This is a genomic window from Variovorax sp. PEI5 (assembly GCF_056679935.1).
The window spans coordinates 2,437,875-2,459,024 of sequence record NZ_CM155257.1; the positions used below are offsets into that span (position 1 = coordinate 2,437,875).

24 protein-coding genes and 1 tRNA gene are annotated in these 21,150 nt (G+C 67.7%); 9 read left to right on the forward strand and 16 right to left on the reverse strand.

The window, feature by feature from the left end; translation table 11 throughout:
• Positions 1–163 precede the first annotated feature (163 nt).
• Positions 164–1,141, forward strand: a complete 978-nt coding sequence (locus AC1MLT_RS11150) for a tripartite tricarboxylate transporter substrate binding protein (RefSeq protein ID WP_481032321.1) — start codon at positions 164–166, stop codon at positions 1,139–1,141.
• A gap of 8 nt (positions 1,142–1,149) precedes the next feature.
• On the opposite strand, the gene AC1MLT_RS11155 is transcribed toward AC1MLT_RS11150, so the two are convergent.
• The 7 genes from AC1MLT_RS11155 to AC1MLT_RS11185 form a co-directional block, all read right to left on the reverse strand.
• Complete coding sequence (locus AC1MLT_RS11155) at positions 1,150–2,049, reverse strand: pseudouridine synthase (RefSeq protein WP_481032322.1); 900 nt, start codon at positions 2,047–2,049, stop codon at positions 1,150–1,152.
• Positions 2,050–2,110: 61 nt separating this feature from the next.
• Positions 2,111–2,368, reverse strand: coding sequence for a DUF3606 domain-containing protein (locus tag AC1MLT_RS11160; RefSeq protein ID WP_481032323.1), 258 nt, complete (start codon positions 2,366–2,368; stop codon positions 2,111–2,113).
• 121 nt (positions 2,369–2,489) lie between these two features.
• Positions 2,490–3,014: a DUF4189 domain-containing protein gene (locus tag AC1MLT_RS11165; RefSeq protein WP_481034980.1), complete on the reverse strand. Its 525-nt coding sequence runs from the start codon at positions 3,012–3,014 to the stop codon at positions 2,490–2,492.
• A 50-nt stretch (positions 3,015–3,064) separates the two neighbouring features.
• The gene (locus AC1MLT_RS11170) at positions 3,065–3,775 is read right to left on the reverse strand and encodes a glutathione S-transferase (RefSeq protein ID WP_481032324.1); all 711 of its coding nucleotides are present in this window, start codon (positions 3,773–3,775) and stop codon (positions 3,065–3,067) included.
• Between the two features lie 14 nt (positions 3,776–3,789).
• Positions 3,790–4,047 carry a hypothetical protein gene (locus AC1MLT_RS11175; RefSeq protein ID WP_481032325.1) on the reverse strand — a complete coding sequence of 86 codons (258 nt, stop codon included), beginning with the start codon at positions 4,045–4,047 and terminating at the stop codon, positions 3,790–3,792.
• A 175-nt stretch (positions 4,048–4,222) separates the two neighbouring features.
• Complete coding sequence (locus tag AC1MLT_RS11180; protein ID WP_481032326.1) at positions 4,223–5,029, reverse strand: hypothetical protein; 807 nt, start codon at positions 5,027–5,029, stop codon at positions 4,223–4,225.
• Positions 5,030–5,085: 56 nt separating this feature from the next.
• Positions 5,086–5,838, reverse strand: coding sequence for a Crp/Fnr family transcriptional regulator (locus tag AC1MLT_RS11185; RefSeq protein ID WP_481032327.1), 753 nt, complete (start codon positions 5,836–5,838; stop codon positions 5,086–5,088).
• A gap of 225 nt (positions 5,839–6,063) precedes the next feature.
• Between AC1MLT_RS11185 and AC1MLT_RS11190 the strand changes: the two genes are divergently transcribed.
• From AC1MLT_RS11190 to AC1MLT_RS11220, 7 genes are all read left to right on the forward strand, one after another.
• Positions 6,064–8,031 (forward strand): AMP-dependent synthetase/ligase, encoded by a 1,968-nt coding sequence (locus AC1MLT_RS11190; RefSeq protein ID WP_481034982.1) that lies wholly within the window; start codon positions 6,064–6,066, stop codon positions 8,029–8,031.
• Complete coding sequence (locus tag AC1MLT_RS11195) at positions 8,028–8,819, forward strand: ABC transporter ATP-binding protein (RefSeq protein ID WP_481032328.1); 792 nt, start codon at positions 8,028–8,030, stop codon at positions 8,817–8,819. Before AC1MLT_RS11190 ends, AC1MLT_RS11195 begins: the two co-directional genes overlap by 4 nt.
• Before the next feature lie 163 nt (positions 8,820–8,982).
• The gene (locus AC1MLT_RS11200; protein WP_481032329.1) at positions 8,983–9,912 is read left to right on the forward strand and encodes a branched-chain amino acid ABC transporter permease; all 930 of its coding nucleotides are present in this window, start codon (positions 8,983–8,985) and stop codon (positions 9,910–9,912) included.
• 13 nt (positions 9,913–9,925) lie between these two features.
• Positions 9,926–10,990 (forward strand): branched-chain amino acid ABC transporter permease, encoded by a 1,065-nt coding sequence (locus AC1MLT_RS11205; protein WP_481032330.1) that lies wholly within the window; start codon positions 9,926–9,928, stop codon positions 10,988–10,990.
• A 211-nt stretch (positions 10,991–11,201) separates the two neighbouring features.
• The gene (locus AC1MLT_RS11210) at positions 11,202–12,479 is read left to right on the forward strand and encodes an ABC transporter substrate-binding protein (protein ID WP_481034983.1); all 1,278 of its coding nucleotides are present in this window, start codon (positions 11,202–11,204) and stop codon (positions 12,477–12,479) included.
• A 22-nt stretch (positions 12,480–12,501) separates the two neighbouring features.
• Entirely contained in the window at positions 12,502–13,314 is an 813-nt protein-coding gene (locus AC1MLT_RS11215; RefSeq protein WP_481032331.1) for an ABC transporter ATP-binding protein, read from the forward strand.
• The gene (locus AC1MLT_RS11220) at positions 13,311–14,555 is read left to right on the forward strand and encodes a phenylacetate--CoA ligase family protein (RefSeq protein ID WP_481032332.1); all 1,245 of its coding nucleotides are present in this window, start codon (positions 13,311–13,313) and stop codon (positions 14,553–14,555) included. The genes AC1MLT_RS11215 and AC1MLT_RS11220 overlap by 4 nt, the downstream gene beginning before the upstream one ends.
• A 19-nt stretch (positions 14,556–14,574) precedes the next feature.
• Here the strand turns inward: AC1MLT_RS11220 and AC1MLT_RS11225 are convergent, their stop codons facing one another.
• Entirely contained in the window at positions 14,575–15,618 is a 1,044-nt protein-coding gene (locus AC1MLT_RS11225) for an SDR family oxidoreductase (protein WP_296312476.1), read from the reverse strand.
• A 250-nt stretch (positions 15,619–15,868) separates the two neighbouring features.
• On the opposite strand from AC1MLT_RS11225, the gene AC1MLT_RS11230 reads away from it, so the two are divergent.
• Entirely contained in the window at positions 15,869–16,849 is a 981-nt protein-coding gene (locus AC1MLT_RS11230) for a tripartite tricarboxylate transporter substrate-binding protein (RefSeq protein ID WP_296312473.1), read from the forward strand.
• A 321-nt stretch (positions 16,850–17,170) separates the two neighbouring features.
• Here the strand turns inward: AC1MLT_RS11230 and AC1MLT_RS11235 are convergent, their stop codons facing one another.
• The 8 genes from AC1MLT_RS11235 to rpmJ all read right to left on the reverse strand — a co-directional run bounded on the left by AC1MLT_RS11235 (position 17,171) and on the right by rpmJ (position 21,147).
• Positions 17,171–17,497, reverse strand: coding sequence for a DUF1840 domain-containing protein (locus tag AC1MLT_RS11235; protein ID WP_296312469.1), 327 nt, complete (start codon positions 17,495–17,497; stop codon positions 17,171–17,173).
• Between the two features lie 272 nt (positions 17,498–17,769).
• Positions 17,770–17,846: transfer RNA gene (locus AC1MLT_RS11240), tRNA-Met, on the reverse strand.
• 18 nt (positions 17,847–17,864) lie between these two features.
• Entirely contained in the window at positions 17,865–18,266 is a 402-nt protein-coding gene (rplQ, locus tag AC1MLT_RS11245) for a 50S ribosomal protein L17 (RefSeq protein WP_296312467.1), read from the reverse strand.
• A gap of 82 nt (positions 18,267–18,348) precedes the next feature.
• Positions 18,349–19,338, reverse strand: coding sequence for a DNA-directed RNA polymerase subunit alpha (locus AC1MLT_RS11250; protein ID WP_296312465.1), 990 nt, complete (start codon positions 19,336–19,338; stop codon positions 18,349–18,351).
• 131 nt (positions 19,339–19,469) lie between these two features.
• Positions 19,470–20,093, reverse strand: coding sequence for a 30S ribosomal protein S4 (rpsD, locus tag AC1MLT_RS11255; protein WP_296312462.1), 624 nt, complete (start codon positions 20,091–20,093; stop codon positions 19,470–19,472).
• A gap of 133 nt (positions 20,094–20,226) precedes the next feature.
• Entirely contained in the window at positions 20,227–20,631 is a 405-nt protein-coding gene (rpsK, locus tag AC1MLT_RS11260; protein WP_009124825.1) for a 30S ribosomal protein S11, read from the reverse strand.
• 13 nt (positions 20,632–20,644) lie between these two features.
• Entirely contained in the window at positions 20,645–21,010 is a 366-nt protein-coding gene (gene rpsM / locus AC1MLT_RS11265; RefSeq protein WP_013544105.1) for a 30S ribosomal protein S13, read from the reverse strand.
• Positions 21,011–21,033: 23 nt separating this feature from the next.
• A complete protein-coding gene (gene rpmJ / locus AC1MLT_RS11270; protein ID WP_017760906.1) occupies positions 21,034–21,147 on the reverse strand; it encodes a 50S ribosomal protein L36 in 114 nt (37 codons plus the stop codon).
• Between the last annotated feature and the right edge of the window lie 3 nt (positions 21,148–21,150).

The window sequence follows — 21,150 nt, forward strand, 5'->3', positions numbered from 1 at the left end:
GCCAACCCCCTGCCGGGGGCGATACCAGGGGCCCGGCGGAGCCGGTTCCCCGGTATCCCGGCCTTGGGCTGCGCCGGTTTCAGCGGGTGTGGGCGGTGGCGCGTGGCGCCATCGACGGCCCGACAACGACAACGACAACAAGACATCCTCAGGAGACCATCCCATGCATCCCCATCGCCGCCACCTCATCGCCGCCGCCTGCGCCTTCGCGCTGGCCGGGGCCTCCTTCGCCAGCAGCGCTGCCGACTATCCGAACCGGCCGATCGAGATCATCGTGCCGGTGGCGGCGGGGGGCGGCACCGACATGGTGGGCCGCGCCTTCGCCGAGGCGGCCAAGAAGTACCTGCCGCAGCAGCCGATGATCGTCAACAACAAGCCCGGCGCGAGCGGCGCCATCGGCATGGGCGAGCTGGTGGCGGCCAAGCCCGACGGCTACAAGATCGGCATCATCATCGTCGAGCTGACCATCATTCCCAACCTGGGCATCGCCAAGTTCACGGCCGCCGACCTGCGCCCCGTCGCGCGCCTCAACGCCGATCCCTCGGCCATCACCGTGCGCGCCGATGCGCCGTGGAAGACCGTCGAGGAGTTCATGGCCGATTCGCGCGCCCGCAAGGAGCCGATCTCCATCGGCAACGCGGGCATCGGCTCGATCTGGCACATGGCCGCCGCCGCGTTCTCCGACAAGACCGGCATCACCTACAACCACGTTCCGTTCCTCGGGGCCTCGCCGGCCGTGGTGGCGCTGCTGGGCGGCCATGTCGACGCGGTGGCCGTGAGCCCCGGCGAGGTGGCCCAGCACGTGGCCGCCGGCAAGCTGCGCACGCTCGCGGTGATGGCCGACCAGCGCGTGGCCGGTCCGATCTTCGAGAAGGTGCCGACGCTCAAGGAGCGCGGCGTCGACCTGTCGGTGGCCGTCTGGCGCGGCCTGGCGGTGCCCAAGGCGACGCCGCAGGAGATCGTCGACGTGCTGGGCGACGTGGCTCGGAAGGCGGCCGACGACGCCGTCTTCCGCGAGGCCCTCGCCAAGGCCAATCTCGGCTGGTCGTATGCCGACGCACCGACGTTCCAGGCCGTGATCGACAAGGACCGCGCGTTCTACAAGGCGCTGATCCCCAAGCTGGACATGGCGGCCAAGTAGGCCCGCGCTCAGAAGCGCTCGTCGGCCCCCAGATAGCGCCACTGCCCGGCCGGCAGATTGCCCAGCATCACGCGGCCGATGCGGATGCGCTTCAGGCCCACCACCTTCAGCCCGACCTGCTCGCACATGCGGCGGATCTGGCGCTTCTTGCCTTCGGTGAGCACGAAGCGCAGCTGCTCGGGGTTCTGCCAGTCGACCCGGGCCGGCTTGAGCGGCTGGCCGTCCAGGCTCAGTCCATGGCGCAGGCGCGCCAGCATGGCGGGCGGAAAGACGCGCTGCACGTCGGTCGTGACATCGCCCCGCGCGCCCGGGCCGCCGGTCGCGCCGGCCGTGGGCGACCAGGTCACCCGCACCAGGTATTCCTTCTCGATGCCCGAGTCCTCGCCGATCAGCTGGCGCGCCACGCGACCATCCTGCGTCAGCACCAGCAGACCGACCGAGTCGATGTCGAGCCGGCCGGCCGGCGCCAGACCGCGCAGCTGCGGCGGCGAGAAGCGATGCGTGCTGGTGTCCTCGCGCCAGTGGGTGCGCGGGTTGATGAGCATGACGGCGGGTTCGTGGCCATCCTCGGCCTGCCCGCTCACATAGCCCATCGGCTTGTGCAGCAGGATGGTGACCTGCGTCGCCTGCTGGCCCTGCGCCGCCTGGTCGATCTCGACGCGATCGGCGGGCGTCACCTTGACGCCCATCGGTGCCACCTCGCCATTGACCCTGACCCAGCCGCGCTCGATCCAGTCGTCGGCCTCGCGACGCGAGCACAGGCCGAGTTCGGCCATGCGCTTGTTCAGGCGCACCGGTCCGGCCGGCGAAGCGGGCGCGGCGGGCGATGGCACGATCGCCGAAGGCGCTGCGGGAGCGGCGCCGGGGCGCGGACGGGGAGAACGGAAAAAAGGGGGCGGCTGGTTCATCGTGGGTCGATTGTCCCCTCGCGCGCCACCTGGGGCAGGTCGTCCGGCGACCGATGCCCGATCAGGCCTGCTGGCGCTGGATCTGCCCGGTGCGGGGGGCCGATGTCCAGGGGCCGGCGTTCGCGGCCTCGGCCGGGCCGGCCTGGCCGCACAGGTACTGGCGCACCGCCGGGGTGGCATCGCCAGCGGCGCTGACGGCCGAGCGCAGGCGGGCCTCGCTCACGTGCAGGGCCTGGGTCCAGTAACGGACCTCCCTGGGCTCCTCGAGATTGATGCGACCCCGGTCGCGCGGCGCGTGGTTGATCGATACAGGGTCCATGTGAGTCTCCGGTTTGATGAGTCGCGAGCGACTGTGGGGGCAACCCGTCCCGACCGGGCGCCGGCCAGGACCGGGTGGCCCTGCAGGACTCATCCTGCAACGCGACAGGCGGTCGTCACCGTCAGGGCGACGAACAGATGCCCACCGCCACCCGGCAGGGCTCGGTCGGCAGGTGCGCGTCGCACTGCGCCACGGCGGCCCGGGTGGCGACGCCCTGATCGGTGCCGGTGGCCGTACCCCACTCGCCGAAGTTGCCGGTCGCCAGCGCGGCGCAGCCGCGCTGGAACCAGACCCGGATCTCGCAGGTGCCCCGACCTCCCGGTCGGTCCGTCGCCGCCGGCGCGGCGGACGACGTGCCCGCCGGACGCTCGCACTGAGCGCGGGCCACCTGCTCGGCGGCGGCACGCGAAGGCTGATTGAACGCATAGCCATAGCCATCGGCACGCGCGGCGATCGCGCCCCAGGTCGCGCCCGCGCGCGGCGTCTGCGGCACGGCCGCCGGCGCGGCGAGGCCGGCGGCCGCGCCGACCCCCAGCAGCAGGGCCACGAGCCCGGCACGCAGCCCGTGCCAGCGATGCGGCGGTCTCGGGGCACGACCGGTGCCGGACGGGCGGCGCGCCGGGTCGGCGGGCGGGCGGAAAGACATCTTCACGGATTCGTTCATGGTTCGGAAAACAGGCCCGGCACGGCGGGCACTCAGGGAAAGACGACCCCCGGCCCCGCGGCCGCCCGCCAGGGCGCATGGCGGCGCATGAGGATGGCGAAGGCCTCGGAGCCCTCCCAGGCGGCCAGGGCCTGGCGCAGGCGCGGCCAGGGCCGCTCGGCGAACCAGGCGGGATCGACGCCGGCGAACTGCCGCACGAACGGCAGGATGGCGGCATCGGCCAGCGTGGCATGGCCGCCGGCCAGGTACGGGCCGTGCGCGAGCCGGTCCTCGAGGCGGTCCAGGAAGGCGGCCCCCCGGTCCCGGTGGCGGTGCGCCGACGCGCGGGCCGCATCGGCACCGGCGAGCAGGTCGGGCCCCGGCGCGCGCGGATGGCGGTCGGGGTACTTGTAGCGGTCCAGGTCGGCCTTGAAGCCGCTATCGCAGGCATCGACGAGCGACAGCAGGTCCTCCAGCGTGCCGGTCGCGGGCACCAGCCAGTCCAGCGGATCATGGCGGCGCAGGGTCCACAGCATGATGTCCAGGCTGTGCGCGATCACCCGGCCGTCCTCGGCGGGCAGGACCAGCACCGGCACGGTCGCCGCGGGCGAGGCCGCGAGCAGCTCGGGCGGCTTGTCGCGCAGCACGACCTCGCGCAACTCGCAGCGCTGGCCGCTCGCGAGCAGCGCCATGCGCGCCCGCATCGCATAGGGGCAGCGGCGGAACGAATAGAGCACCGGCAACGGCTCAGCGATGGCGGGCATCCGCACGGCGCCTCTCAGTCGGGCACGAACTTCGACTTGAACCTCGCCTCGTCGGCGGCGTCCTCGAAGGTCGCCAGCTGGCCGGCCTTGTTGTCGGCCAGGCGATGGGCCGCGAACAGGCTGTAGCGGCCCTTCAGGTGGTAGCTCGCCATGTCGATGAGCATGTAGGGATGGGGCACGAAGACCTGGTGCGCGAAGACCACGCGGTGGAGGTTGCGCGGCGACGGGAAGAGCTTGTAGTCGGGGGTGGTAAGGGCTTGGGCGAGGGCCATGGGGCGGGGTCGGGAGGGAGGCGAGGGTCGGAGGGTCGATGGGAAGGCCGTGGAGCCGTCGGGAAACATTGTCGGACCGGATGCGGCATGGCGATACGCCCGCCCGGAGAAGCCCGCGCCGCCGCCTCGGCGCGGCTTCTCCGGGCTCCGGGCTCCGGGCTCCGGGCTCCGGGCGCTAGGTGGAGCCGGGATGCTCCGCGACGGCGAGGTCCGCGCCCGCCCCGCCCGCGCGAGATGTCCCGCCCCCAGGAACGACGCCCACGGCGCCGACGCCGGCCGTGCCACCGTCGCCACCGCCACCGCCCTGCCCGCCGCGTCCGCCGCCCGCGCCGGACGCCCGCGCGGCCGGACCGCCCCGTGCTCCCGAACCGGCCACGCGCACCGGCCCCTGCCGGGGAATCGGCAGGTCCGCCGGGATCGCCTCGAGATCGAGCACCTCGCGGATGAAGGCACGCAGCGAGGCCACCAGATCGGCGGTCTCGATGGCGCGGCCGGCCACCATGTCGTTGGCCGCCTGGACGGCCAGCCGCACCTGCTCCCGCGTGCCCAGCAGGATCACGTCGGAGAGCGCCGCCTCGACCGCGTCGCGGATGCGGCGTCGCCGGTCCGAGCCGGTCGCGCCGGGCGCATCGGCCGCAGCAATCCCATCGGCCGCGTCGGCTGGCGGCGGGTCCGCGCCGACGACGGCGTCGAGGCCTGCGTCCGCGACTGCGGCAGCGGCCACCCGGGCCTGCTGACGGCGCTCCCGCAGATGACTCGGGTCGACCGCCAGGTCGCCGGTGAAGGAGCCGCCCAAGGTCTTGTAGGCCGCGATGAGCGTCTTCAGGCGTTCGTTGATCTGGCGGTTCTGGCGCTCGCGACGCTGCTGCACGCTCTGCATCACCAGCAACCGGATGCCGACGGCCACCACGGACACCAGGACGAGCCCCAGCAGGGTGGACAGCACGCCTTGCCAGGAACTGAAATCGAGGGTGTTTCGCATGTCGTCTCAGCCGTCGAGCGCGGCGGCCGGGTCGGTGATCGGGCAAGCGGAGATGGTCATGGGCGGTGCTCCCTGGAGGCGGATGGCGAGGCGATCGCGCTGCTGCGCAGCGCCGCCGGATCGAGCACGCGCAGGCCGCCGTATTCGATGCGGATCGTGTGCTGCGCCTGCAGCATGTGGAGGGCCTGGTTCACGCGCTGACGCGACAGGCCCACGAGATAGGCGAGTTCCTGCTGCGTGATGCGCAGCAGATCGCCCACACCGGGGAACAGCACCGGATTGAACAGCGCCGCGAGGTTGCGCGCCACGCGGATGTCCGGATCGTTGAGCCGATCGGCCTCGCGCGCGGCGATGAACTGCGCCAGCCGCTCGTTGAGCTGATCCATGACGAAGCGGTTGAAGCCGATCGAGTGGTCGAGCAGCCAGTGGAATTCGTCGATCGGCAGTCCGGCCACGACGCTGCGGCGCAGGGCCTGGATGTTGTAGCGATAGGGCTCGCGCTTGAGCACCGTGCCTTCGCCGAACCAGCCGCCCGGGGGCAGGCCGCTGTAGGTCATCGAGGTGCCATCGGCGTTGTCCTTGCTCATCTTCAGCAGGCCCTCGACGACGCCGAACCAGTAGGTCGGCGGACGGCCGACGCGGCAGACCAGGTCGCCCGGCTCGGCCTCGCCGACCACCACCGCCGCCTCGGCGCGCCGGCGCTCGTCCGGCCGCAGGGCATCGAGCCAGGGGATGTTGCGCAGTTCCTCGGGCGAGGCGGGACGCACGCGGTCGCGGATCGAGGAGGTGCGCGAGGGAGCGGATGTCATGACGCGATGGCGGCGAGACGAGACGTGGTGAGGCAGCCTGAGGCGAGTGCGGATGCGGATCGCGGGGGCGGGAAAGTCCGGGGAGTGGTGTCCCTAGGATTGTCGTCGTAACGACAGATGGACGTCAAAGCCGGTCCTACAGTCCATCGCATCGTGACCTCCGACACCGACCGCCCCTCCCCCTCCAGCGCCATGGCCGCGGGCCGTGCCATGGCATCCGCGCCGATGCCGACATCGGGCGACGCCACCTTCCCGCGCCTGCTGCGCGGCCATGCCGCCACCCGGCCCACCGCCCCGGCGGTGCGCGAGAAGGACCTCGGCATCTGGCAGACCTGGACCTGGAGCGACGTCGCCCGGGAAGTGCGCGAGATCGCCTGCGGGCTCGCCAGCCTGGGCTTCGGCGCCGGCGACCACCTGGCCCTCGTGGGCGCCAACCGGCCGCACCTGTACTTCGCGGTGCTCGCAGCGCAGAGCCTGCGCGGCGTGCCGGTGCCGCTCTATCAGGACGCCGTGGCCGCCGAGATGGTCTTCATGCTCGACGACGCGGCGGTCGAGTTCGTGATCGTCGAGGACCAGGAACAGGTCGACAAGCTGCTCGAATGCCGCGAGCTGCAGCGCCAGCGGCAGGGCGGCAGCACGGCCCTGCGGCACCTGGTCTACGACGACCCGCGCGGCCTGCGCCACTACGACACGCCCGGCCTGATCGGCTACGACGCCCTGCGCGCCCTCGGCCGCGACTGGGACGCGGCGCATCCGGGCGCGTTCGAGGCCGGCGTCGAGGCCGGCCGGACCGACGACGTCGGCGTCATCCTCTACACCTCCGGCACCACCGGGCGGCCCAAGGGCGTGTGCCAGACGCATGCGAGCTTCATCGCCTCGGCCCAGGGCGGCGTCGCGACCGACCGGCTCGGCCCGGGCGACGACATCATGAGCTACCTGCCGATGGCCTGGGTCGGCGACCACCTGTTCTCGGTGGCGCAGTGGCTGGTCGGCGGCTTCACGCTCAACTGCCCCGAATCGGCCGCGACGGTGATGAACGACATGCGCGAGATCGGTCCGAGCTACTACTTCGGCCCGCCCCGCACCTTCGAGGGCCTGCTGACCGCGGTGTCGATCCGCATGGAGGACGCGGCGGCGCCCAAGCGCTGGCTGTATGCGAAAGCCATGGCGCTGGCCCGCCGCGTCGGCGCCGACCTGCTCAACGGCGCGCCGGTCGGCGCCCTCGACCGCCTCAAGTACCGCCTGGGCGACCTGCTGGTGTACGGGCCGCTGCGCAACGTGCTGGGCATGAGCCGCATCCGCGTGGCGTACACGGCGGGCGCTGCCATCGGGCCGGACCTGTTCCGCTTCTACCGCTCGATCGGCGTCAACCTGAAGCAGTTCTACGGCCAGACCGAGACCTGCGCCTATGTCTGCCTGCAGCGCGACGGCCACGTCCGGCTGCAGACGGTGGGCACCGCGGCGCCGGGCATCGAGCTGAAGATCGCCGACGATGGCGAGGTGCTGGTACGCGGCGTGTCGGTGCTCCAGGGCTATCACAACCGGCCCGACGCGACCGCCGAGGTGCTCGACGCCGAGGGCTACTTCCACACCGGCGATGCCGGCGTGCTCGACGCCGAGGGCCACCTGCGCATCATCGACCGCGCCAAGGACGTCGGGCGCATGGCCGGCGGCGCGATGTTCGCGCCCAACTACATCGAGAACAAGCTCAAGTTCTTCGCGCAGATCAAGGAGGCGGTGTGCTTCGGCGATGCGCGCTCCGAGGTCTGCGCCTTCGTCAACATCGACTTCGAGGCGGTGGGCAACTGGGCCGAGCGGCGCGGCCTGGCCTATGGCGGCTATGTCGACCTGGCCGGCAAGCCCGAGGTGCTGGCGCTGGTGGCCGAGTGCATCGGCCAGGTCAATGCCGACCTCGCCACCGAGCCCGGCATGGCCGACACCCAGATCGCGCGCTTCATCGTGCTGCACAAGGAGCTCGATCCGGACGACGACGAACTCACCCGCACGCGCAAGGTGCGCCGCGGCTTCATCGCGCAGAAGTACGCGGTGCTGGTCGAGGCCCTCTACGGCGGCCGCGCCGAGCAGTTCATCGAGACGCAGGTGAAGTTCGAGGACGGGCGCACCGGCACCGTGAGCGCGACATTGCGTGTGGTCGAGGCCCGGCGCTTCCCCGCGCTGGAGGCGGCGGCATGAGGCGCCCGGGCGAGGTGATCCTCGACGTGCGCAACATCTCGCTGGGCTTCGGCGGCGTGAAGGCGCTGACCGACATCAGCTTCGATGTCCGCGAGCACGAGGTGCGCGCCATCATCGGCCCGAACGGCGCGGGCAAGAGTTCGATGCTCAACTGCATCAACGGCGTCTATGCGCCGCAGCAGGGCTCGATCACGTTCCGCGGCAAGACCTTCAAGCACATGAACTCGCGCCAGGTCGCCGAGATGGGCGTGGCGCGCACGTTCCAGAACCTGGCCCTGTTCAAGGGCATGAGCGTGCTCGACAACCTCATGACCGGACGCAACCTGAAGATGAGGAGCGGCCTGCTGGCGCAGGCGTTTCGCAATCCGTTCGGCTGGGGCGGCGCCGAGCGCGAGGAGATCGCGCAGCGCGAGGTGGTCGAGCGGATCATCGATTTCCTGGAGATCCAGCCGCAGCGCAAGACGCCGGTGGGCCAGTTGCCCTATGGCCTGCAGAAGCGCGTCGACCTCGGCCGGGCCCTGGCGATGGAGCCCCAGGTGCTGCTGCTCGACGAGCCGATGGCCGGCATGAACGTCGAGGAGAAGCAGGACATGAGCCGCTTCATCCTCGACGTCAACGACGAGTTCGGCACCACCATCGTGCTGATCGAGCACGACATGGGCGTGGTGATGGACATCTCCGACCGCATCGTCGTGCTCGACTACGGCAGGAAGATCGGCGATGGCACCCCTGACGAGGTGCGCAACAACGAGGACGTGATCCGGGCCTATCTCGGAGCGGAGCACTGAATGAAGCTCACCCCCAGTCTTCGCGCACTTCGTGTCGCTTCGCCAACCCCCTTCCAGGGGGCGATGCCAGGGGCCCGGCAAAGCCGGTTCCCCGGCATCCCGGGTTTCGAGATGTGGCGGTTTCATTGGCTGCAGGTGGTGCATCGCGCCAGGGGGCATTGAGATGGGGTTCTTCCTTGAAACCGTCTTCGGCGGGCTGATGGCCGGCATGCTGTACGCGCTGGTGGCGCTGGGCTTCGTGCTGATCTTCAAGGCCTCGGGGGTCTTCAACTTCGCGCAGGGAGCGATGGTGCTGTTCGCGGCGCTGGCGATGGCGCGCTTCGCCGAGTGGATCCCGCGCTGGCTGGGCTTCGACAGCCTGCTGCTGGCCAACCTGCTGGCCTTCGTCGCCGCCGGCGCCTGCATGGTGGCGGTGGCCTGGCTGGTCGAGCGCCTGGCGCTGCGCCACCTGGTCAACCAGGAGGGCATCACGCTGCTGATGGCCACCCTGGGCATCGCGCACGTGCTCGATGGCGCCGGGCAGCTGCTGTTCGGCAGCGCGACCTACAAGATCGACGTCGGCATGCCCAAGGACCCGTTCATCGTGCTGGAGAACACCTTCGAGGGTGGCCTGCTGCTGAGCAAGGAGGATCTCTATGCCGCCGTCGCGGCCGGTGCCCTGGTGGCCCTGCTGACGCTGTTCTTCCAGAAGACGCGCACCGGCCGGGCGCTGCGCGCGGTGGCCGACGACCATCAGGCGGCGCAGTCGATCGGCATCCCGCTCGGACGCATCTGGGTCGTCGTGTGGTCGGTCGGCGGTCTGGTGGCGCTGGTCGCCGGCGTCATCTGGGGCAGCAAGCTGGGCGTGCAGTTCTCGATCTCGCTGGTCGCGCTCAAGGCCTTCCCGGTCGTCATCCTGGGCGGGCTGACCTCGGTGCCCGGCGCGATCCTGGGCGGGCTGATCATCGGCGTGGGCGAGAAGCTCTCGGAGATCTATCTCGGACCGTTCCTGGGCGGCGGCATCGAGAACTGGTTCGCCTACGCGCTGGCCCTGGCGGTGTTGCTGATCCGGCCACAAGGCCTGTTCGGCGACAAGATCATCGACAGAGTCTGAGGAAGAGCCCGTCATGTTCTACCGGGAAAATGGTCAGTTCAAGAGCAGCTACCGGGCCGACCTGGCGCTGTTCCCGATCGCGCAGGATCGATGGGCGATGGTGGCGCTGGCGGTGGTCGCCTTCGTCGCGGTGCCGCTGCTGGCGAGCGACTACGCCTTCCGCGCCGTCCTCATCCCGTTCCTGATCCTGTCGCTGGCGGCCATCGGCCTGAACATCCTTGTGGGCTATTGCGGGCAGATCTCGCTGGGCACGGGCGCGTTCATGGCCATCGGCGCCTATGCGGCCTACAACCTGCAGGTGCGCATCGAGGGCATGCCGCTGCTGCTGTCGATCCTCGGCGGCGGCCTGGCGGCCACGGTGCTGGGCGTGCTGTTCGGCATCCCGAGCCTGCGCATCCGTGGCCTCTACCTGGCGGTGGCGACACTGGCGGCCCAGTTCTTCACCGACTGGTTCACCAACCGCGTGAAGTGGGTGACCAACGATTCCTCCTCGGGCTCGGTGAGCGTGAACTCGCTGCAGATCCTGGGCTATTCGTTCACCTCGCCGGCCGAGCGCTATCTGCTGTGCCTGGCCCTGGTGGTGGTGTTCGGCCTGCTGGCCAAGAACCTGGTGCGCGGCGCCATCGGCCGCGAGTGGATGGCGATCCGCGACATGGACGTGGCCGCCGCCGTGATCGGCATCCGCCCGGTGTACGCCAAGCTGACGGCCTTCGCGGTCAGCAGCTTCATCGTCGGCATCGCCGGGGCGCTGTGGGGCTTCGTGCACCTGGGGGCCTGGGAGCCGGCCGCCTTCGGCATCGACAAGTCGCTGCAACTGCTGTTCATGATCATCATCGGCGGGCTGGGCTCGATCGCCGGCGCGTTCTTCGGCGCCGCCTTCATCGTGCTGCTGCCGCTGCTGCTCAACCACGTGCCGCACTGGCTGGGCCTGCCGCTGTCGACGGCCACGGCATCGCACCTGGAGCACATGATCTTCGGCGCGCTGATCGTGTTCTTCCTGATCGTCGAGCCGCACGGCCTGGCCAAGCTGTGGTCGACGGCGCGCCAAAAGCTGCGCCTCTGGCCCTTTCCCCATTAGACATGGCTCGCCCCCAGTCTTCGCGCACTTCGTGTCGCTGCGCCAACCCCCTGCCGGGGGCAACACCAGCGGACTGGCGGAGCCAGTTCCGCGGTGTTCCCGACAAAGGCGATCACGTCGTCGACCTGCCATTGGCTTTGTGTTTTCCATGATCCGATCAACCGAAGGAGACAAGACAATGAGATTCCAGATGCAATGTGCCGCCGCGGCGATGGCCGTGGCTTCGATCGCGGGTGGCGCCTCGGTGGCGTCGGCCCAGACGGCCGAGCAGTTCGTGCCGCTGCTGGTCTATCGCACCGGCCAGTTCGCGCCGCTGGGCATTCCATGGGCCGATGGCAAGCAGGACTACCTGAAGCTGGTGAACGCGCGCGACGGCGGCGTCAACGGCGTCAAGCTGACGTACGAGGAGTGCGAGACCGCCTACGACGCGGCCAAGGGCGTGGAATGCTACGAGCGCCTCAAGGGCAAGGGCTCGGGCGCCTCGGGCTTCGACACGCAGTCCACCGGCATCACCTTCGCCGTGACCGACAAGGCCTTCGTCGACCGGGTGGTGGTGGAGACGCCCGGCTATGGCCTGTCGCAGTCGGTCGACGGCACGGTGTTCGAATGGAACTTCCCGCTGCTGGGCACCTACTGGACCGCCGCCGACGTGATGATCCAGGACATCACCAAGAAGGAGAAGGGCAGCCTCAAGGGCAAGAAGATCGCGCTGGTCTATCACGACTCGCCCTATGGCAAGGAGCCGATCCCGCTGCTGCAGAAGCGCGCGGCGGCCGATGGCTTCGAGCTGTCGCTGTTCCCGGTCACGCCGCCCGGGGTCGAGCAGAAGTCGACCTGGCTGCAGATCCGCCAGCAGAAGCCCGACTACGTGCTGTTCTGGTCGGCCGGCGTGATGACGCCGGCGGGCATCCGCGAGGCCCAGGCCAGCGGTTATCCGCGCGAGAAGCTCTATGCGATCTGGTGGGCCGGCTCGGACCACGACGTCAAGGACATCGGCGCCGGCGCCAAGGGCTACAACGCCATCACCATCCACAACAGCGCCGCCAAGGACAAGGTCCACGACGACCTGCGCAAGTTCGTCTACGACAAGGGCCAGGGCACCGGCGCGCCCACCGGCATCGGCTCGCTCGCGCACACGCGCGGCATGATGATCTCGATGCTGCAGGTGGAGGCGATCCGCGCCGCGCAGGAGAAGTACGGCAAGGGCAAGGCGCTCACGCCCGAGCAGGTGCGCTGGGGCTTCGAGAACCTCGACCTGAGCGCCGACAAGCTCAAGGCGCTGGGCTTCGGCGAGGTCATGCGGCCGGTCAAGACGTCCTGCGCCAACCACATGGGCGACGACTGGGCGCGCATCGTGCAGTGGGACGGCGGCAAGTGGGAGGTGAAGTCCGACTGGTACCAGTCGGACAAGAAGTTCATCGACCCGCTGGTGAAGGAGTACGCGGCCAAGTACGCCAAGGACAAGAACGTCAAGCCCAGAGCGTGCTGAACGCCCCCACCCTTTCCCTTTCATGAGCACGTCCAAAACCCTCCTCGAAGTCAACGGCATCGAGGTCATCTACAACCACGTGATCCTGGTGCTCAAGGGGGTGTCGCTGTCGGTCCCGGAGGGCGGCATCGTGGCGCTCCTGGGCGGCAACGGCGCGGGCAAGACGACCACGCTGCGCGCGGTGAGCAACCTGCTCGTGGGCGAACGCGGCGCGGTCACCAAGGGCACCATCGAACTGCGCGGCGAACGCATCGAGGCGCTCACGCCCTCGGCGCTGGTGCGGCGCGGACTGGTGCAGGTGATGGAGGGCCGCCATTGCTTCGCCCACCTGAGCATCGAGGACAACCTCCTGACCGGCGCCTACACCCGCACCGATGGCAAGGCGGCCATCGCCCGCACGCTGGAGAAGGTGTATGCCTATTTCCCGCGCCTGAAGACCCGGCGCGCGTCCCAGGCGGCCTACACCTCGGGCGGCGAGCAGCAGATGTGCGCCATCGGCCGCGCGCTGATGGCCAATCCGTCGATGGTGCTGCTCGACGAGCCATCGATGGGCCTGGCGCCGCAGATCGTCGAGGAGGTCTTCGCCATCGTGAAGGACCTCAACGAGAAGGAGCGCGTGACCTTCCTGCTGGCCGAGCAGAACACCGCCATGGCGCTGCGCTTCGCCGACTACGGCTACATCCTGGAGAGCGGCCGCGTGGTGCTCGACGGGCCCGCCGCCGGTCTGCGCGAGAACGAGGACGTGAAGGAGTTCTACCTCGGCGTCGGTGGCGCCGACCGCAAGAGCTTCCGCGACGTCAAGAGCTACAAGCGCAGGAAACGGTGGCTGGCATGAGTGATTTCCACGACGACCTCGAAATCCGCGACCCGGTCGAGCGCGAGGCCGCCCTGATGGCCGCCCTGCCGGCCCAGCTGACGCACGCGCGATCGGCGGCGCCGGCCTTCGCCGAGCTCCTGGCGGGAGTCGACTGCGCCGCCGTCGCCAGCCGCGCGGCGCTGGCCGCCGTGCCGGTGACGCGCAAGTCGGACCTGCTGGAGCGGCAGAAGCGATTGCGCGCGAGCGATCCCTTCGGCGGCTTCAGCGCCATCGCGCGCGGACCGGCGATGCCGCGCGTGTTCGCGAGTCCCGGCACGATCTACGAGCCCGAGGGCACCGGACGCGACCCCTGGCGCACCGCCCGCGCGCTGCATGCCGCGGGCTTTCGCGCCGGCGACCTGGTCCACAACGGCTTCAGCTATCACCTGACGCCCGCCGGCTCGATCATGGAGAGCGGCGCACATGCGCTGGGCTGCACGGTCTTCCCCGGCGGGACCGGACAGACCGAGCAGCAGCTCGAAGCCATCGCCGATCTCCGACCGGCGGGCTACATGGGGACGCCGAGCCTGCTGCGCATCCTGCTCGAGAAAGCGACCGCCGCGAATCTCGCGCTGCCGGGCTTCTCGAAGGCGCTGCTGTCGGGCGAGGCCTTTCCGCCGAGCCTGCGCGACTGGCTGGCCGGGCGCGGCATCACCGCCCTGCAGTGCTATGCCACCGCCGACCTGGGCCTGATCGCCTACGAGACCACCGCCCGGGAGGGCCTGGTGCTCGACGAGGGCGTGCTGCTGGAGATCGTCCGCCCCGGCACCGGCGACCCCGTGCCCGACGGCGAGGTCGGCGAAGTGGTCGTCACCACCTTCAACCGCGCCTATCCACTGGTGCGCTTCGGCACCGGCGACCTGTCGGCCGTGCTGCCGGGCCGCTGCCCGAGCGGGCGGACCAATACGCGCATCCGGGGCTGGCTCGGCCGTGCCGACCAGACCACCAAGGTGCGCGGCATGTTCGTGCATCCGGGCCAGGTCGCCACGGTGCTGCGGCGCTTTCCCGGACTGGCGCGGGCTCGCCTGGTGGTCGAGGGCGAGATGGCCGACGACCGCATGACCCTGAAGGTCGAGGCCGTGCCCGACGCCGCCCTGGCAGCGCGCCTGGCCGAGGCGATGCGCGAGGTCACGCGATTGCGTTGCGCGGTGGAATGCGTTGCGCCCGGCAGTCTGGCCAACGATGGCCGGGTGATCGAGGACGCGCGCAGCTACCAGTGAGCGGCGGCGCGTCCGGCGCTCAGATCGCGCCGATGTCGCCCGTCACCGGCAGCACGATGCCGGTGATGTAGCTGGCGCAGACCGGCGACGCCAGGAAGACGTAGGCCGGCGACAGCTCCTCCGGTTGCGCGACGCGCTTGAAGGCGGTCTCGCGGCCGAACTTCGCGACGTCGGCGGGTTTCTTGTCGGCCGGGTTCAGCGGCGTCCAGACCGGCCCGGGCGCCACGGCGTTGACGCGGATGCCCTTGTCGATCAGGTTGATGGCCAGGGCCTTGGTGAAGGCGTGGATGGCACCCTTGGTAGCCGAATAGTCCAGCAGATTGCGGCTGCCGCTCAGCCCGGTGCGTGATCCGGTGTTGATGATCGAGCTGCCGTTCTTCAGGTGTGGCACCGCCGCCTGCGCCATCCGGATGTAGCCGCCCACGTTGGTCTGCAGTGTGAGGTCGATGCGCTCGTCGGTCAGGTCCTCGATCGAATCGGCATGCATCTGGAAGGCCGCGTTGTTGACCAGGATGTCGAGCTTGCCGAACGCCTTCACGGTGCGCTCGACCGCGCGCCGGCAGAACGCCGAGCGACGCACGTCGCCCTGGATCAGCAGGCAGCGTCGGCCCTCGGCCTCGACCGCGGCGCGGGTGGCCTCGGCATCCGCCTTCTCGTCCAGGTAGACGATGGCGACGTCGGCGCCCTCGCGCGCGAAGAGCACCGCCACCGAGCGGCCGATGCCCGAATCGCCGCCGGTGACGATGGCGCTCATGCCCTGCAGCTTCTGGCTGCCCTGGTAGCCGGGCGCGTTGAAGCGGGGCCGCAGCGACATGTCGCCCTCCTGGCCGGGCTTGCGCAGGTGTTCGGGCGGCAGCTCGACCGGCTGGACGCGGGCGCCGGCCTGCACGGCGCGTCGGCTCTTCTTGACGGGCGCCGCGGACCGGTCCTTGGCATCCTGCCGGCGCTGGATGGCGGTCTCCTTCCCGACCAGCGTCCTGGTGGCGTCGTCACCGGTGGTCGAGGCGGCGGAGCGCGGGGACTTGGAACGGGAAGCGGATGAGGAAGAGGAAGAACGGGCCAAACTGGACTCCTTGGATGAACATCGGCGAATCCGCGCCGCCGGCCATCGCGCGGCGGTGGGCTCCACGTGGTGGAAAGAGCGCGCGAGGCTAGGCCGAACCGGGCCTTTCCGCTGTCGTCCGGGATCGCTGAACGACCGCCGAATCGGGTGTCAGGCCCTACGACGCCAGGGGTCTTCGTAGGGGCTTATCAGGAGCTTCGCAGGGCATCCCGGAATTTAAGATCGCGACCTTTTGATCCTCGGAACCGCCATGAAAAAACTGTTCGCTCTCGCCGTGATCGCCGCCGCCGCCGCGGGTGCCCAGGCTCAGGACTTCCCCGGCAAGGACAAGGTCATCACCATCGTCGTGCCCTTCGCCGCCGGTGGCCCGACCGACCGCGTGGCGCGCGACATGGCCGAAGCCATGCGCAAGCCGCTGGGCGGCATCAGCATCGTGATCGACAACGCGGCTGGCGCCGGCAGCACCATCGGCAATGCCAAGGTCGCCCGCGCGCGCAACGACGGCTACACCCTGCTGTTGACCCACGTCGGCATGGCCACCACGCCGGTGCTCTATCGCAAGCTTCCCTACAACTACGAGACCGATTTCGAATACCTGGGGTTGATCAACGACGTGCCGATGACGCTCATCGGCAAGCCGACGCTCGAAGCCAAGAACATGGCCGAACTGCGCACGTGGATCGGCAAGAACGGCACCAAGGTGAATCTGGGCAATGCCGGCGTCGGATCGGCATCGCACCTGTGCGGCCTGCTGTTCCAGAACGAGCTGAAGACCGAGATGACGACCGTGCCCTACAAGGGAACCGCGCCCGCCATCGCCGACCTGCTCGGTGGGCAGATCGACCTGCTGTGCGACCAGACGACCAACACCACGAGCCAGATCGAGGCCAAGAAGGTCAAGCCCTATGCCGTGACGACGCTCAAGCGTCTGACCACGCCGGCGCTCAAGGACATTCCGACGCTGGACGAATCCGGCATGAAGAATTTCCAGGTCACGATCTGGCATGGCCTGTATGCCCCCAAGGGCACGCCGCCGGCCGTGCTGAAGACCTTGAACGACGCACTCAAGGTGGCCTTGAAGGATCCGGATTTCATCAAGAAGGAAGAAGGCCTGGGCGCGGTCGTCGTGACCGACAAGCGCATGGAACCGGCCGAGCACAAGAAATTCGTGCAGGCCGAGGTCGCGCGTTTCGGCCCGGTGGTGAAGGCTGCCGGCGCTTACGCGGACTGACGCTGGGATCGACCCTCACGTCGCCTCTCGAAGAGACGACGCCAGAAAGAAAAGCCGGCCATGCCGGCTTTTTTCCTTTCTCGGTCCGGTACTGTCCGCACGTGTGAACCACCGCTGCCCGATGTGGACAGCAAGGCACTCTCGATTGCAATTCGCACAGCGTGCAGCGCGCGATCTTGATCCTGCATATCACAGGACCCGGCATGCACGCGAGTCCAAAGCGGGCCGTGGCGCCCTCATGTCTTCGTCCACGGAGCGCATGAGCGGAGACTTGTCGTGAGGCCCCAGGCCCTCGTGGATCTGCTTCCGATCGTCAGCCGCTCAGACTCCCCAGACCACATCGCGCCCTTCGGCATGCGAACGCTTGAGCATGTCGAGAAAAGGCGCGGCACGCTGATGCAGACCGACGTGTTCGCGTTCCGCGACCTCGTCGTGGTCCTCCGCCGCGAGGGCATCGCGATTGTGCTTGCTGCTGTCGAGCTCTCGATGGATCGCCGTCTCCAGCGCCGAGATGGCAGCCGGAATCTGAGCGACGGTGACGATGCCTTGAGCTCCGGGCGTCTTGCCGATCACATCGAGCAATTGGCGGGCATTGGGTTCGAGCATGACCACGTCGGCGGTCGCCTGGGATTTGAATCGGTACAGCATGTCTGATGGCTCTTCGAGGAAAAATCGAGAAACAAGCGTACACGCATTGGTCGCATGTTCATGCAGGTCCATATCCGGACCTGATGACCTACGAAAGACATGCCGGGTATCAGAACGGCCAGGCATCGGCCCTGTTGGCGTACCCCCCTTTCGGGGCTTGCAACCACAGGGATGCGTTGCCGGCATCCTGGACCCGCTGGTCGTCGCCTGAGTCCTGCCGAAAGAAATTGGCCAAAGAAAAAGGGCCCTGTCAAAAAACAGGGCCCTTCAATTGGTTGCGCGAGCAAGATTTGAACTTGCGACCTTTGGGTTATGAGCCCAACGAGCTACCAGGCTGCTCCATCGCGCGGCAAGATGGAATTATATCTTATTCTTCAGACGTTGTCTCATTATTTTGATCTTCCGACACTTCGGGACGATCAACCAGTTCGACGAGCGCCATGGGAGCATTGTCACCCACGCGGAAACCCATCTTCAGGATGCGGGTGTAGCCGCCCGGACGGGCCTGGTAGCGGGGACCGAGTTCGCCGAAGAGCTTGACGACGCTGTCGCGGCTGCGCAGGCGATCGAAAGCGAGCCGCTTGTTGGCGACCGTCGGGTTCTTGGCCAGCGTGATCATCGGCTCGATGACACGGCGCAGTTCCTTGGCCTTGGGAACAGTGGTCTTGATGACTTCATGCTCGATGAGGGAGTTCATCATGTTCTGAAGCATGGCCAGCCGATGCGAGCTGGTGCGATTGAGTTTGCGGAGTCCGTGTCCGTGACGCATGGTGCTTTCCTTTACTTTATAAAACAGGCAGCCGTATCAGGTACTGCCCGATGCACTGCGGCTCCACAGAGCCGCTGGAGAATCAACGCTTGTCGAGGCCGGCCGGCGGCCAGCTTTCGAGCTTCATGCCCAAGGTCAGCCCACGAGATGCGAGCACTTCCTTGATTTCGTTGAGCGACTTGCGACCCAGGTTCGGGGTCTTGAGCAGTTCGTTCTCGGTGCGCTGGATCAGATCACCGATGTAGTAGATGTTTTCGGCCTTCAGGCAGTTGGCCGAACGCACGGTGAGCTCGAGCTCGTCCACCGGACGCAGCAGGATCGGATCGAACTGCTGGGCGCTCCGAGGAGCCGGTGCGTCGAACGCGGCGAGTTCGCCACCTTCGAGCTGCGCGAACACCGCGAGCTGTTCCACCAGGATCTTGGCCGATGCACGCACGGCATCTTCAGCCGTGATGGCACCATTGGTCTCGATCTCGATGAGCAGCTTGTCCAGATCGGTACGCTGCTCGACACGGGCGCTTTCCACGGTGTAGCTCACGCGCTTGACCGGGGAGAACGACGCGTCGAGGACGATGCGACCGATCGATTTCGTCGGCTCGTCGGCATAACGACGCATCGTGCCGGGCACATAGCCGCGGCCCTTCTCGACCTTGATCTGCATGTCGAGCTTGCCACCTTGCGACAGGTGAGCGATCACGTGATCGGGATTGATGATCTCGACATCGTGCGGCGTCTGGATGTCGGAAGCCGTCACGGCGCCCTCACCATCCTTGCGCAGGCTGAGCGTGACTTCATCGCGATTGTGCAACTTGAAGACGACGCCCTTCAGGTTCAGCAGGATGTTGACGACATCTTCCTGCACGCCATCGATCGACGAGTACTCATGGAGCACACCGGCGATGGTCACTTCCGTGGCGGAATAACCCACCATCGACGACAGCAATACACGACGAAGCGCATTGCCGAGCGTGTGTCCATAACCGCGCTCGAACGGCTCCAGCGTCACCTTGGCCTTGTTGGCGGCTAGTTGCTCGACCTGGATGGTCTTGGGTTTCAGCAGGGTGGTTTGCATGCGAACTTCCTCTCAATACCCCCGGTTCGTTACACCGGTAAGGCTGGCGAAGCGCCCGACGCACGCTCGTGTGCGCCAGGAACGAAACAGAAACAAAAAACAAGACGCATCAAAACGATGCGTGCTGCAAATCAACGCGAATACAGTTCGACGATCAACGACTCATTGATGTCGGCACCGAATTCGTCGCGATCCGGGACCTTCTTGAAGGTGCCTTCGCCCTTGTCGGCGTTGACTTCGACCCATGCGGGAATACCGACCTGCTGTGCCAGCTGGAGCGCTTCGACGATGCGGTTCTGCTTCTTCGACTTCTCGCGGACCGCAACGACGTCACCAGTCTTGACCAGATACGACGGAATGTTGACGGACTGGCCATTCACGGTGATGGCCTTGTGCGAGACGAGCTGACGTGCCTCGGCGCGCGTCGAGCCAAAGCCCATGCGGAAGACGACATTGTCCAGACGCGATTCCAGCAGGAACAGCAGATTGGCGCCCGTGTTGCCACGACGACGATCGGCTTCCTCGAAATAACGACGGAACTGCTTTTCGAGCACGCCATACATGCGCTTGACCTTCTGCTTCTCGCGCAGCTGCAGACCGTAATCGGACGTGCGTTGACCGGACGTGCGGCCATGCTGACCAGGCTTCGAATCGAACTTGGCCTTGTCCTGGATCGAGCGACGTGCGCTCTTCAGGAACAGGTCGGTACCTTCGCGACGGGAGAGTTTGGCCTTGGGGCCGAGATAGCGTGCCACTTGATCTTCCTTTTATGTCATCTACCGCAGGTCACCTGCGGGAGCCATCCGATGCGATATCGATGGCGGTGGGCTTGTTGAAAACAAAATGCGCAGCCGCCATGGAAGCGGACTGCGCGTTGCATCTGATGAATTAGATGCGACGACGCTTCTGAGGGCGGCAGCCGTTGTGCGGCACAGGCGTCACGTCGGCGATGGAATTGATCCGAATGCCAAGTGCGGCCAATGCGCGCACCGACGATTCGCGACCAGGACCAGGACCCTTGATCTCGACATCGAGGTTCTTGATGCCTTGCTCGACGGCAGCGCGACCTGCGACTTCCGAAGCGACCTGCGCTGCGAAAGGCGTCGATTTGCGCGAACCCTTGAAGCCCTGACCACCCGACGAAGCCCACGACAGGGCGTTGCCCTGGCGGTCCGTGATCGTGATGATCGTGTTGTTGAACGAGGCGTGCACGTGAGCAATACCGTCCGCGACGTTCTTGCGAACCTTCTTGCGGACGCGCTGTGCGGCGTTGTTGGCAGGAGCTTTAGCCATGCTGTTTCAATCCTTATTTCTTCAGGGACTGCGCAGCCTTGCGCGGTCCCTTGCGGGTGCGGGCATTGGTGCGCGTGCGCTGACCGCGCATCGGCAAGCCGCGGCGATGACGGAAACCGCGATAGCAACCGATGTCCATCAAACGCTTGATGTTCATCGTCGTCTCGCGGCGCAGGTCGCCTTCGATCGTGAAGAGAGCGATCTGGTCGCGAATCTTTTCGAGATCGGCGTCAGTCAGATCCTTGATCTTCTTGGAATATTCGATTCCGCTCGCTTCGCAGATCTGACGGGCGCGGGTGCGACCGATACCGAAGATAGCCGTCAGGCCGATTTCAGCGTGCTTGTGCGGCGGGATGTTGATGCCAGCAATACGTGCCATGTTCGTCCTCTAATACGTCTCAATCAACCCTGGCGCTGTTTGTGGCGCGGGTCGGTGCAAATCACACGCACCACGCCCTTACGACGGATGACCTTGCAATTACGGCAGATGGGTTTGACCGAAGCCGAAACTCTCATTTC